The following is a 13,285-nucleotide window of genomic DNA, read 5'->3' on the forward strand; positions in this document are numbered from 1 at the left end:
AAAGTTGGCGAATGGTTAAGGTTAAAGAGTCAAGGCAAAAAACATCGCCATTGAAAGACGTACAATAGGCCATTTTATCACTTTTGATGAACGGGAATTGGATGTGCCCGGGATAGAACCGATTGTTGCAAAGTACTGCGCTTAAAGCTGAACAATTGGAAAAATGATCCATTACTCAATACCTAGTTATGAGCGTAGGGTTTTTATTTCTTTTAATGGTGCTCATGCTTGGCTTCAATCTCATGAGTATAAATTAGACACCCCTTTTATACTTGTGAAGTTAAAGCTGTTTAAAAAAGTAAAAAGTAAAAAGTAAAAAGTAAAAAGTAAAAAGTTTAGGTTTTAGTTCAAAGGTTGATCAAGATCATAAAATTATTTTTATAAAGTGGCTAATATTGTAGGTGATAAATAAGGAATTAAAATGTTTGGACTTTTCAAGTGGTTTAAAATAGTGGTAATTACTCTGTTGCTTACGCAGCATGGCTTTGCTATTGCTAAACCAATGAATTGTGAAGAACATCAAAATGGATCTTCCGACACGCATATTATACAACCAAGCAAAAATATGCATCATCAATCAATGAATGACAATAGTCACTATCACACTGAAAATTCGCAAGATTCTAAAAACCGTCATGGTGATGAAGACTGTGAAAAATGTAAAGCTGGTGATTGTGTTTGTTGTGAAGGCGGTTTTTGTACAAGCTTTCATTTAAATGCCTATCTTGTGGAAGCGCAAGACGAAGGTATTTGCAATATTCATTCTGAGCTAATTCTACAGCGTATACCCCTACCAAAATCTGGTATCCATCTCTTACTTTATCGTCCACCAATTATTGGCTAATCACGGGATCAGTGCGCCTTTTTTTCGCCAGTCCCATCAAAAATAAAACGATTTACTGATTGGTTTAAATTACCAACCGTTTTGAACAATTAGCACAATATTTTTTGGAGGCATGATGAACATGCTCAAACTATTGCTATTTACAGTACTTAATGCTGTCGATTTTGACCGAGATTTCTCTTTTACCAAAAAATTAGTTTTTAGCTTATTCACTAGAATTAGTACTTGACCTGTGTCTTAGACACAGGTCTAAGCTGAAGATGAGAGTACAAACTTAGCTAAAAAACTGAGGAGTGAATATGAAAGTTGCGGAGCTGGCAAAAAGCCTTGGAACGACTGCTGATACGGTGCGCTATTACACCAGATTAGGATTGTTAAAACCTGCTAAGTCAGTGAACGGCTACAAGTCATACTCGAATAAAGAAGTATCGAGACTTAAATTCATTTTAAGTGCCAGAAACCTTGGTTTTTCCGTTGCAGATATCAAGGAAATTATTAATGAATCTGAAGATGGTAAAAGTGCGTGCCCATTAGTCAGAAGCCTGATCAAAGAGCGGCTTGAAGAAACAGAAAAGCAGTTTCAAGCAATGTTGGCACTTCGAGGAAAAATGTCTTCTGCGCTTTCTCGATGGGAAGAAATGGAAGACAAAGCACCGACTGCAAACATGGTTTGTCATCTCATCGAAAACTTTGAGCAAATTAAAAAAGCATAGGAGGAAAAAGGGTGGCTACTAACACAAATATAAAAACTGAATCAGGCTGTTGCTGTCAGGCAAAAGCTCAATCCTCTTCGTGTAAAAGTAAGGAGAATACGTTGGAGAAAGTATCACATAACCAACAGCTTATCATTGAAGGTGCTGGGTGTGCTAGCTGTGTAGGCAAAATTGAAGGGGCGTTGAAGGCAACTCTTGGAGTCGTCAGTGCGGAAATGAATTTTGCTGATAGGACAGTAACAGTTTATGGGACAGCTAAAACAAAAGAGTTGATCAAAGCTGTTGAGTCAGTGGGGTATAACGCGAAGCCAATTGATGATAGCTCAGCAACAGATGCGCTTGATGAGAAAGAGGCTGCGGATTTTGCATATTACAAAAAGCTAATGCGCGATACGTTTATTGCCCTTTCACTCGGCGTTCCTTTGATGATCTACAGCATTGTAGTTGGAGAAATGACGGTTGAAACAAACCTTGAACGAATTTCTTGGTTGGTTGTAGGCATTTTAACTTTTGGTGTTATGTATTTTTCAGGCAAGCATTTCTATGTAGGAGCATGGAAGAGCTTCAAAAATCATTCAGCCAATATGGACACCCTAATTGCTTTAGGAACAGGCACGGCTTGGTTGTATTCGATGGTTGTCGTGTTTGCACCTGACGCTGTTCCATTGATGGCACGGCATGTTTATTTTGAAGCTACCGCCATGATCATTGGCTTAATTGATTTAGGTTTAGCATTAGAAATCAAAGCCAGAGGTAAAACCTCTGAGGCCATTAAACGTCTTATCGGCTTGCAAGCCAAAACAGCAACCGTGGTTCGTGACAACAAAGAAGTTCAGATAGGTATTGAGCAGGTTTTATTTAACGATATTGTGAAGGTAAAACCGGGTGAAAAAATTCCCGTCGATGGCGTGGTATTGGAAGGACACACCTCTATTGATGAGTCCATGCTGACAGGCGAACCTATGCCTGCTGAAAAAGCTGAAGAAGATGAGGTTGTCGCAGGTACTTTGAACAAATCAGGCATGATTTTATTTAGAGCCACACGCGTTGGTAAAGACACGGCGCTTGCACAGATCATCAATATGGTGAAACGAGCACAAAATTCGAAACCGCCGATTGGCCGTTTGGCCGATGTTATTTCAGCTTTTTTCGTACCTGTCGTGATGATCACCTCTGTGTTAAGTGCGCTAGCATGGCTTAACTTTGGACCTGAGCCAGCCATTGCTTTTGCCATCGTTTCAGCAACTACTGTGCTTATTATTGCCTGCCCGTGTGCTTTAGGCTTGGCAACACCCATGTCTGTCATGGTGGGAGTAGGAAAAGCAGCAGAAGCCGGAGTGCTTATTCGCAACGGTGAGGCACTGCAAACCGCCTCTAAAATCACTGCCATGATTTTAGATAAAACGGGCACTATTACTGAAGGGGCACCTAAGGTAACCGATATTATTTTAGCAAAAGCTACTGACGAAAAAGACGTACTACAGCTTGCAGCAAGTTTAGAAAGCGGCTCAGAGCATCCTTTAGCGCAAGCGATTGTTGAAAGTGCGTTAGATCAGGATATTGAGTTACTAAAAATTGAAGCCTTTAACGCCATTACGGGTTTTGGTGTAGAAGCAAGCTGCAACAACAAAGCCCTGCTTTTCGGAAACGATAAACTAATGAAGTTAAAAGGCATAGACCTCACAGGCTTTGTTGAACAAGCACAGTCTTTAGCCAAAGAAGCCAAAACACCTATGTACTTTGCTGTAGATGGTGAACTTGCAGCAATCATTGCTGTTGCAGATCCTATCAAGTCAGACTCAATCTCTGCTATCAAACGGCTTCAGGCTAATGGTATACGCGTCATCATGTTAACGGGTGATAACAAGGAAACCGCTGCCGCCGTAGCTAAAAAAGTGGGTATTAGTGAGTTTCTTGCTGAAGTGCTGCCAGAAGATAAAGCCAACAAGGTGAAAGAGCTACAAGAAGGCGGCGAAATTGTTGGTATGACAGGAGATGGCATCAACGATGCTCCTGCGCTAGCGTTAGCCGATGTTGGCTTCGCCATAGGCACAGGGACTGATGTAGCTATCGAAAGTGCTGACATTACCCTAATGCGTGGTTCACTTCATGGCCTTGCTGATGCCATAGCGGTAAGCAAAGCTACTTTACGAAATATCAAACAAAACTTGTTTGGCGCGTTTGTCTATAACGTAGCCGGGATTCCTTTTGCTGCGGGGGTTCTATATCCCTTCTTTGGCATTCTGCTTAGCCCTGTAATTGCAGGTGCTGCAATGGCGTTTTCGTCATTGACTGTAGTGTCAAATGCAAATCGACTTCGCTTTTTTAAAGCAAAAGAGCATTAAGGAGAATCACAATGATGGTTATTAACTTATTAGGCTTAATGTTAATCGCGCTGATTGTTTGGTGGTTTTGGCTATATAAACCCAATAAAACAATCGTTCAAGGTAATGAAGTACTCATTGAAGTGAGGGATGGTGTGTATTCCCCATCCTCAATTCAGGTGTCTGCTAGCCAACCTGTCACTCTGAAGTTTATGCGCAAAGATCAATCCCCCTGCGCTGAAACAATGCTTATTCCTTCATTGGATATAAGCGAACAGCTTAAATTAAATGAAATTACTCAAATTACCCTATTGAACTTATCACCGGGAGAGCATGAGTTTCACTGTCAGATGCAAATGTATCGCGGTGTCTTAAAAGTCGTTTAGGAGGGCAATATGAAAAATCAACACCCTAATTTTTGGTCAACACCTACAGGCTGGGCTGCACTGGCACTTATTGCCGCAGTGACCTACTTCTTAGTGCTTGAGCATGGTCAACATATGCTGCAATTTCTTCCCTACTTGATTTTATTGCTATGCCCCTTGATGCACGTATTTATGCATGGCAGTCATGGTAAACATGGTCACGATCATTCACATGCGCCTGATGAAAAAAAGGAAGAGAGCTTTCAAGAACTCACGGATAAAAATGCAGCCTATCGCGATGGCTACATACAAGGGTTAGAAAAGGCACGTAAGGAATCACATAAAAAGGAGAGCAGTGATGAATGAAACATATGATTATGACTTATGGTCAATGGTGATACTGAACTCAGCAATTTTTATCTTTTTTGCCTTTAGTTTTGTCAAACCAAAAACATCAACTGATTGGAGAAGTCTAAGCGCGTTCTCTGCCTTTATTGTTGCCCTATTTACTGAAATGTATGGCTTTCCTTTAACTATCTATTTTCTGTCGGGGTGGCTGACGGAGACCTATCCAGAAGTAAATTTCTTTGCGCATGAAAATGGGCATTTATTACATACTTTCTTTGGATTTCAAGGTGATGCCCATTGGGACCCATTTCATATAGTGAGTATGGTGTTAATTGTTGCAGGTTTCTTTATGTTGTCTTCAGCATGGAATGTATTGCATCACGCGCAAAAACATCATCAATTGGCTACAACTGGATGGTATGCAAGGTGTCGCCACCCACAGTATGTAGCTTTCATTCTAATCATGTTCGGCTTTTTATTGCAGTGGCCGACAATCCCAACACTTGCGATGTTTCCGATCTTAGTCGTTGTTTACGTCAAGCTAGCGAAACGCGAAGAAGCACAAGCGATTGCTGAGTTTGGTTCGGAGTACCACAGGTATATGGAATCGACACCAAGTTGGATCCCAAATTTTAATAAAAGTGTAGAAGGTAAAAATCATGAAAACGTTAACTAAATCAATTTTATTTATTAGTTCACTACTTATAACCACTAGCTCATTTGCCCAAAACAATGAGCATAAGCATGAAGGTGCGAACAAAGCTGATATGCATCAAGGCATGGCAATACCACATGAGAACATGGGAGAAATGCACAAAAAGATGATGGAAATGAAAAAGGAAGTCCATGCCATTAAAACTGAAAAAGATCCTGAAAAGCAACAGCAGATGATGGTTGAACATCACCGTTCAATGATGAAGATGATGCAATCCATGCACAAAAACATGGAAGAAATGCCAATGCATCAACAAATCAAGATGGCTGAACATCATTTAGAAATGATGGGGAACATGATGCCGCAGATGAACCGTAAAATGGAAGAAATGAAAGATAGCAATCAACAGCATTCACACAAACATTAGGAGAAAAATTATGAGCGATTTAAATCATAGAGTTGGCGTTAAAGAGCAAAATTTAGTTGTTCGAAACCTAAAGCTTAGCAATGTCACAGAAGAAAGCTGTGACGAGTTAGTAAAAGAAATAGATCAGCTTTTTGGTATAGATGAAGTTAGTTACAACATCAAAGAAGGTGAAATACACCTTGCCTATGATGCCGCAAACGTAAGCCTTGATGGGATTGAGGAGGTAATCCGTAAGTATGGCGCAGATGTTCATGATGATTGGTGGACACATACTAAAGAAAGTTACTATAAATTTGTTGATCAGAACATCAAAGATAACTCTGTTCATAAGCCTTGGAGTTGTCATCAAGCACCTTCGGGGGCTGGCCGGAAAAACAAATGAATTCATAAAAAAGTGTATAGATAATTAGTTAGTCAAATGAGGTAACAGTGATGAAAACACCCTATATAAAAGCTCTTTTATTGCTTACATTCGGTTTATATTTAGTGGGTTGTTCCAATACCACTTTTTATCATAAATACATGATGAGAGGTCAGGTAGTAGAAAGTTCTGATAATCGAACTCTAATCTGTATTGGTGCTAAGCATGGCGCAGAGGTTGGGCAAAAATACAGTGTTATTAGATTCCATGAAAGAATAGTATTGAGTGAAGGTGAAGATCCCTACACTATCGAAAAGGTAGGAACGGTACAAATTACTAAAATTGTGAATGATCATTTCGCAACTGTAAAGCTAGTGTCTGGTGACATTGCAGCGAAAGATATGGTGGAACTTGAAAACTAATAAAGTGGTGGCGAAAGCCACCACAAGAGCATAACAATAAAACTTAATGAAAAAACTTTAGTGTTATTTTGTACAACCTTTGAGATTGTTTGCTCAGTTCTGGTTATCTTGATGCCAGTACGACAGAAAAAATGTTACATATGAATTAGAAAGGTGTGGGCTGGCATCCTAGGTCTAATCTTAACAGTTAAGGGGCCGCCGAATAGAGCTATACCTTTACATCAGCAGCATAATCAATGCTCCCGCGATCATAAATAAGTTTTCAGATAGCGATACAAATCCAAGTGGCACACTGCTATCGCCGCCTACACAGGCACACTTTAACTGGCGTTTGTCGATGTAAACGGCTTTGAAAACTGAAATTGCTCCAACTGTGCCGATAAACAATGAAAATGGTGCCACTGCGAGAGGCTGTAGTTGGGCAACCATACCAATACCTGCATATGCTTCAATGAAGGGATAAATATAACCATATCTTATCCATCTCATCGCTAGTAAATCATAAGTAATAAACGAATTTGTGAAACTGTATAGGTCTTTCAGTTTTTGCACCGCTAAGAGCGTCATTGAAAAAGCTATAAATAGCATCAGTGTTCTGATGGAGATAAATGAGCCGGAAGCAAAATGTTGAGATGCGACAGCAAGAAGTGCAGCTATCGAGAAAATGGCTACAACGGGCGTGTAGGTTGTGCCAGTTTGACCTGCTTCATCTTTACCAAAATACTCTCTTAAGTCATCGTATCCTCCGACACGCTTTCCTTCAATAAAGGTTTGTGGCGTAGTTTTGACATCATGCTTAGCTTTGAAGTCATCAGCTTGTTGTCTTGACGTGAGCTTATGATCTTCTACATCATACCCTTGCCTCTCCAGCAAATCTTTCGACCTTAAACCATAGGGGCAGATATGTTCGTCAGTGACCATTCTGTACAGGGTAGCTGTCTTAGTCATCTTAGTCTCCTTTGTTCAGTGTGCCTTCAAACTTTGGGAGCGGTCGTTGCTCAGCCTGAGCTTGTGAGCTGACCTTTCCATTTTCAGAAATATCTTTAATCAGCCATTCCATTTCTTTTATTTCTTTTCGTTGGGCTTTAATAATACCATTTGCCAATTCACGCACGCGTACATCCTCCAAAGTTGAATGCTCACTAGTAAGAATAGCAATGGAGTGATGAGGAATCATCGCTTTCATGTAAGCAGTGTCAGAAATTGTGCTTTGAGAGCGAACAAGATAAAGACATATGGCAAACAGTATTGTCGCCAATAGAAAAATAGCCATGTTGAGCTTCTTGTTACTGTACATGCCAAGCATAAAGGCCAGCATGATCATTGCCATACCTGCTCCCATATACAACGCCATATAGATACGCGTTTCACTAAACCATATATGTGATACTGCGTAAGTGTTGAGATACATCATGACAAACATAGCAATGGTTGAGGTGATGATCATTGCAGCAAATCTTGAGTATTTCATAAGTAATCCTTACATTGATAGTGTAAATATTTCCCACTGTTAGCCTATTATTCTCTACATGTGGTCATGTTCTCGAAAAAGTGCAAGTAATGAGCCAGTATCAATAAGAGTATTTGTAATACGATTGACTCAATTTCAGCTTATATCTAAAGTTTAAGTTTTGAACTTATGATAGACACAGGCTAAATTGGCTTTAGTTAACAATCTAATGGGAGAACTCAAAGCACTACAAGCTGAGCTTCAACAAATGGCAAGCTCGTGTACAAGTGAAGCGTGTGAAATAATTAAGTCACTTTATAGTTAGAATTGTCATTCATTTTCTATCCGTAGTGTACGAATTTCTATTTTTTATTACGTTCATGTACGAAATTTATTTAATATACTTTCGTTCATTTAATTGTTAAGGTGTGCGAAAGTTACAGGTTTCGTATATATGAAAGTTGGTTTTGCAAGAGTTTCAACTAAAGAACAAGATTTAAATGTTCAACTGTCCAAGTTGGACGCTCAGGGCTGTGAAAAAATATTCCAAGGCAAACAGTCTGGTGCTTCGATTCGAAATGAAGAAAAGCTTTAGGAACTCATCGACTTTATCAGGGAAGGTGATGAAGTTATTGTTACTCGCCTCGACCGTTTGGGACGGTCGTTAAAATCTATTCTTGAGGCAATTGAAAGCATCCATAAGAAAGGTGCTTGTTTGAATATTATCGACGGCTCTCTCAATACCAAAAATGATAATCCGTTTGCCACTGCCATGATCAACCTATGTGGAGTATTTGTGACTGTGCATAATGATTGAGATTGATCTCATTTTAGACTGAAAGGTTTTAAAGGGATGCCGCCAATCTCTCTTTTTATGAAAGTATGATTTTTTAATCATAATATCTGAGACTCAATCAGTTATATTACGATAATTTGATGCTATTTGCTAACGGCAGCTCCTCCGACATTGCGGACATTAGCATCAATGAATACCTTATGACTTCACTTAGCCAAAAGCGGAAGTTAGCTTTTGAGTTATTAACGAAAATTCAGAGTGTAAAGCAGACGTTGAAGAGTCAATAATAAACTTCAATTTAAACACTCTAGTGCATTAACGGCTGCAACTAATTTTGTCGTTCTAGAATTGGCGGAATTTTGCTGTTCCATATGAGAAGTAAACACACCAGTCACCATTCAATAGTTTGGCAAAACCTTGTGTGACTCATACTTGTGATACCGCTGACATGAATTTGTCAGCATTTCTTCCGTTTTTATCTGTCCACATTTAGGACATGCAATAGTCGATTAATGTTCTATATTCTGCCCGTATGCCTCTAACAGAGTTAACTATCTAGTGACTTAATGATCCCGCATGCTTCAATAGTATTGTTCGAACCACAAGCACTAGCCATCTGTTGTAATTCAGCTTTAAGCGCCCTTAATTCTTTCATGCGTTTATTCACTAGTGCAAGTTGCTGATCAATTAATGCATTAACGCTAGAGCAGCTTTCTTCTGGCTTATTTTTTAATTCGATAAGACGTTTAATATCATTGAGTGATATATCTAGGCTGCGACAATGTTTTACGAACTCCAATTGTTTAAGTGCTTTACTATCATACAGCCTGAAATTACCTTCTGAACGGTTTGGATTTAACAGTAATCCTTCTCTTTCATAATATCTAATTGTTTGTATAGAACAGCCCGATTTTTTAGACAATTCGCCTATTTTCATCAATTTCCCCCAGACATTTGATTCTATAGTTACTATAGAGTCTGTAGTATAAGTATGCAACGAAAAGGATATATAAAAAATGACCGAGAAATATTTAAACAATACGAATATCGTTAATTTTGAACACAAAGATATCCAATCCCTGATCGATCAGCGAGGATGGCAAAGCTTAGACGATTTCAACAAAATTGGAGCAGCATACCAATTTGTGAAAGATGAAATAATGTTTGGCTATAACAAGAGTGATGATATAGCAGCAAGCGATGTACTAGCAGATGGTTATGGGCAATGTAATACTAAGGGTAATCTGTTAATGGCGCTATTGCGTGGACTAGGTATCCAGTGTCGTTTCCATGGTTTTACCATTGATCAGCAATTACAAAAAGGGGCTATACCTAGCTATGTATTTTGGTTAGCACCTAAATACATCATTCATAGTTGGGTAGAAGTTTATTTCGATGGACGCTGGATAAACTTAGAGGGCTTTATATTGGATGAGCAATACTTAAGCTCACTACAGCAGAAATTTAGCCAAGCAAAAGATGACTTTTGTGTCTATGGTGTTGCAACAAAGTGTTTCTCTTCACCAAACACAAATTGGTGCGGCCAAGATACCTATATTCAAAAAGAAGGTATTCATGACGACTTTGGGCTTTATGATTCCCCTGATGAGTTTTATCTTGAAAAGGGTACTAATTTGTCGGGAGTAAAACGTTGGATGTATCAAGGTGTGATTCGCCATTTGATTAATATGAATGTATCAAAAATTAGAAATACAAAAGCACTGGAGGTACAAAATGCACAACCATAGTCACAGTCATCAGCATTCTAAAGATGATCGTATTGGTTGGGCATTTTTTCTGAATGTGACATTTACTATTATCGAATTTATAGGTGGTTGGCTCACTAACAGTACTGCGATAATGGCAGATGCAGTTCACGATCTTGGTGATAGTCTTTCAATAGGTTTTGCGTGGATTTTAAGTCGTTTTTCAGATAAAGAAGCATCAGATAAGTTTAGTTATGGTTATCGTAGACTTACTCTCTTTGGCGCATTGATAAACAGTATTGTTTTAATCATTGGCTCAATTTGGATTTTATTTGAAGCAATTCCAAGGCTGTCCAATCCTGAAATGCCTGTAGTCGAGGGGATGTTAGGGCTAGCGATACTCGGCGTTGCCGTTAACGGATATGCGGTATTAAAATTAAAAGCGGGTGAAACATTAAATGAGAAAGTGCTGACATGGCACCTTCTTGAAGATGTACTTGGATGGGTTGCCGTTCTTATAGTCTCTATCGTACTGTTGTTCGCTGAACTGCCGATATTAGATCCCCTTTTATCAATAGGGTTCACGCTGTTCATCTTGTTTAATGTTTTCAAAAACCTGAAATCAACACTCGTTTTATTTCTTCAAGCTGCACCCGATAAAGAGACTCAAAAGCGTATTAAACTATCACTAATGGAATTTCCTGAAGTTAATGGTATCCACCACATGCACTTTTGGTCACTAGATGGTGAAAGTCACGTTTTAACAGCGCACCTTGAGCTGAGTGACAACTTTGACGTTAAAGAATTAATTAGGCTTAAACAAGAAGTTGCAGCTAAATTATCTTCCTATCATTTATCGCATACAACGATAGAGTTTGAGTTTTTAAATGAAAATTGTCGGGATGAAGCGCAGTAAGCTTTATCAATAAAATGTTGGGCATACAATATAAAAAGCAGCTTAATTAGGCATAACCTATTAATTAAGCTGCTTTTTGGGCTTTAAATTTCGTCAGATTACTGTTTGTTACTCTCAGAGCCATGCGCCCATTGATATAAAACAGGTAATACAAACAAAGTTAAAATGGTAGAAGATACAATACCGCCGATAACGACTGTTGCTAGTGGTCGTTGTACTTCTGCACCAATTCCAGTGTTTAGCGCCATTGGAATAAAACCTAAACTAGCAACCAGTGCCGTCATTAAAATAGGTCTTAAACGAATGATGGCACCTTCAATGATCGCTACGTAAAGGTCGCCTTTTTCATGCCAAAGATCTCGAATAAAAGCCAACATAACCAAGCCATTTAATACGGCGACACCTGACAATGCTATGAAGCCGACACCTGCCGAAATTGATAAGGGCATGTCTCTTAAATAAAGTGAAAATACGCCCCCAGTTAATGCTAAAGGCACGCCACTGAAAATGATTAATGCATCTTTTAATGAACCAAATGCGATAACCAAAATACCTAAGATTACAACTAATGTGATCGGTACAACTAAGCTTAATCTTTTACTCGCTGACTCTAGTTGTTCAAACGTTCCACCATAATCAAGCCAGTATCCTGCTGGGATTTCTCCTTCCTGATTAATTTTAGCTTTCACTTCTTTTACAAAGCCGCCTAAATCTCTGCCACGAACATTGACGGTAACCACAACTCTTCTTTTTCCGTTCTCACGGCTAATTTGAGCAGGTAAAGACTCTGATTTAAGCTCTGCAACTTCTTCAAGTGGCACATAGTTACCACCCTCAAGTGGAAGCGGCAGGTGCTTCAAGCCATTGATATCTGTTCTTGTTTGCTCTGGTAGGCGAACAACTAACTCAAATCGTCTGTCACCTTCATAAATGATCCCCGCAGATTCTCCACCAATTGCAGTAGCAACCCAGTCTTGCAGTTCTGAAACGCTCAAACCGTATCGACCAAGCGCTTCTCGTTTAGGAATTACTGATAAAGATGGAACACCTGTGACCTGTTCCATTCGGGCATCAGCAGCACCGTCCACGGTTTTCACAATATTTAGAATATCTTTTGCGGTAAGTAATAATCGATCTAAGTCATCGCCAAATACTTTGATGCCCACATCAGCTCTAACGCCAGAAATCAATTCATTGAAACGCATTTGAATAGGCTGAGTGAATTCATAGTTGTTGCCCGGAATGTTTTTCAGTACTTCTTCCATTTCTTCAACTAATTCACTCTTTGGCTTTGAAGGTTCGGCCCATTCTTTACGTGGTTTTAAAATAACAAAGATATCAGCAATACTCGGTGGCATTGGATCAGTTGCTACTTCTGGTGTGCCGATGCGCGAGAATACTTTATCAACTTCAGGAAACGCTTTAATACGTTGCTCAAGTACTTCTTGCATTTCTACTGATTGCTCTAGGCCGGTAGAAGGTATTCTTAGCGCTTGGACTGTTATATCCCCTTCATTTAGCTGTGGAACAAATTCACTACCCAGCGTTGTTGCTAACCAAAGGCTATACCCCATTAAGAGCGTCGAAAATGAAACGATAACCCAACGAAATTTCAACGCCATTTTTAGCAATGGTTCATAAATAGACTTGGTTGAACGAATAACAACACTTTCTTTTTCGCTGATTTTACCTTTCATAAAAACAGCTACAGCAGCAGGAACCAGTGTAACTGAAAGGATCATTGCGGAAATTAACGCCATAACGACAGTTGCCGCCATAGGGTGGAACATTTTCCCTTCAACGCCAGTTAGCGTGAAAATGGGGATGTAAACAACAGTGATAATTGCCACACCAAACAAGCTTGGACGTATCACTTCTGAAGTGGCTTCAAAAACGGTATTTAGGCGTTCTCTTAAGTCTTGCCTATGACCGTTGTGTTGGGCCTGTGCTAACCTACG

At 39.4% G+C, this 13,285-nt stretch carries 15 protein-coding genes and 1 pseudogene; 12 read left to right on the forward strand and 4 right to left on the reverse strand.

Annotation, left to right across the window (positions count from 1 at the left end):
- The first annotated feature begins 421 nt into the window (after positions 1-421).
- The 9 genes from ENH88_RS07680 (at position 422) to ENH88_RS07720 (ending at position 6,459) form a co-directional block, all read left to right on the forward strand.
- On the forward strand, positions 422-844 hold the full coding sequence (locus ENH88_RS07680) for a hypothetical protein (protein ID WP_010558026.1): 423 nt from the start codon (positions 422-424) through the stop codon (positions 842-844).
- A gap of 299 nt (positions 845-1,143) precedes the next feature.
- Positions 1,144-1,557: a MerR family transcriptional regulator gene (locus tag ENH88_RS07685; protein ID WP_008467855.1), complete on the forward strand. Its 414-nt coding sequence runs from the start codon at positions 1,144-1,146 to the stop codon at positions 1,555-1,557.
- Between the two features lie 101 nt (positions 1,558-1,658).
- Positions 1,659-3,902: a heavy metal translocating P-type ATPase gene (locus ENH88_RS07690; protein WP_008467856.1), complete on the forward strand. Its 2,244-nt coding sequence runs from the start codon at positions 1,659-1,661 to the stop codon at positions 3,900-3,902.
- Between the two features lie 11 nt (positions 3,903-3,913).
- Entirely contained in the window at positions 3,914-4,267 is a 354-nt protein-coding gene (locus tag ENH88_RS07695) for a cupredoxin domain-containing protein (protein WP_004589267.1), read from the forward strand.
- 9 nt (positions 4,268-4,276) lie between these two features.
- Positions 4,277-4,612, forward strand: a complete 336-nt coding sequence (locus ENH88_RS07700; protein ID WP_008467859.1) for a DUF2933 domain-containing protein — start codon at positions 4,277-4,279, stop codon at positions 4,610-4,612.
- On the forward strand, positions 4,605-5,270 hold the full coding sequence (locus ENH88_RS07705; protein ID WP_010558024.1) for a methyltransferase family protein: 666 nt from the start codon (positions 4,605-4,607) through the stop codon (positions 5,268-5,270). Before ENH88_RS07700 ends, ENH88_RS07705 begins: the two co-directional genes overlap by 8 nt.
- Positions 5,254-5,676: a hypothetical protein gene (locus tag ENH88_RS07710; RefSeq protein WP_008467863.1), complete on the forward strand. Its 423-nt coding sequence runs from the start codon at positions 5,254-5,256 to the stop codon at positions 5,674-5,676. Before ENH88_RS07705 ends, ENH88_RS07710 begins: the two co-directional genes overlap by 17 nt.
- 10 nt (positions 5,677-5,686) lie before the next feature.
- Positions 5,687-6,058 carry a hypothetical protein gene (locus ENH88_RS07715; protein ID WP_008467865.1) on the forward strand — a complete coding sequence of 124 codons (372 nt, stop codon included), beginning with the start codon at positions 5,687-5,689 and terminating at the stop codon, positions 6,056-6,058.
- A 50-nt stretch (positions 6,059-6,108) separates the two neighbouring features.
- Positions 6,109-6,459: a hypothetical protein gene (locus ENH88_RS07720; protein WP_004589646.1), complete on the forward strand. Its 351-nt coding sequence runs from the start codon at positions 6,109-6,111 to the stop codon at positions 6,457-6,459.
- A 216-nt stretch (positions 6,460-6,675) separates the two neighbouring features.
- Here the strand turns inward: ENH88_RS07720 and ENH88_RS07725 are convergent, their stop codons facing one another.
- Both ENH88_RS07725 and ENH88_RS07730 read right to left on the reverse strand, forming a co-directional pair.
- Positions 6,676-7,407 carry a MauE/DoxX family redox-associated membrane protein gene (locus ENH88_RS07725; protein WP_008109669.1) on the reverse strand — a complete coding sequence of 244 codons (732 nt, stop codon included), beginning with the start codon at positions 7,405-7,407 and terminating at the stop codon, positions 6,676-6,678.
- 1 nt (position 7,408) lies between these two features.
- On the reverse strand, positions 7,409-7,930 hold the full coding sequence (locus ENH88_RS07730) for a DUF305 domain-containing protein (protein ID WP_008109672.1): 522 nt from the start codon (positions 7,928-7,930) through the stop codon (positions 7,409-7,411).
- Positions 7,931-8,363: 433 nt separating this feature from the next.
- Here ENH88_RS07730 and ENH88_RS07735 point away from each other — a divergent pair.
- A pseudogene (locus ENH88_RS07735) lies at positions 8,364-8,726 on the forward strand (recombinase family protein).
- Positions 8,727-9,252: 526 nt separating this feature from the next.
- Here ENH88_RS07735 and cadR read toward each other — a convergent pair.
- Positions 9,253-9,642 (reverse strand): Cd(II)/Pb(II)-responsive transcriptional regulator, encoded by a 390-nt coding sequence (gene cadR / locus ENH88_RS07740; RefSeq protein ID WP_008109677.1) that lies wholly within the window; start codon positions 9,640-9,642, stop codon positions 9,253-9,255.
- 79 nt (positions 9,643-9,721) lie between these two features.
- Between cadR and ENH88_RS07745 the strand changes: the two genes are divergently transcribed.
- Positions 9,722-10,453: a transglutaminase-like domain-containing protein gene (locus ENH88_RS07745; protein WP_008464145.1), complete on the forward strand. Its 732-nt coding sequence runs from the start codon at positions 9,722-9,724 to the stop codon at positions 10,451-10,453.
- A complete protein-coding gene (locus ENH88_RS07750; RefSeq protein ID WP_008464143.1) occupies positions 10,440-11,327 on the forward strand; it encodes a cation diffusion facilitator family transporter in 888 nt (295 codons plus the stop codon). The genes ENH88_RS07745 and ENH88_RS07750 overlap by 14 nt, the downstream gene beginning before the upstream one ends.
- 98 nt (positions 11,328-11,425) lie before the next feature.
- On the opposite strand, the gene ENH88_RS07755 is transcribed toward ENH88_RS07750, so the two are convergent.
- On the reverse strand, positions 11,426-13,285 hold a 1,860-nt coding region (locus tag ENH88_RS07755; RefSeq protein ID WP_304181387.1), incomplete at its 5' end, for an efflux RND transporter permease subunit.

The sequence above is a fragment of the Pseudoalteromonas prydzensis genome (assembly GCF_011050055.1).
Lineage (GTDB): Bacteria > Pseudomonadota > Gammaproteobacteria > Enterobacterales > Alteromonadaceae > Pseudoalteromonas > Pseudoalteromonas prydzensis_A.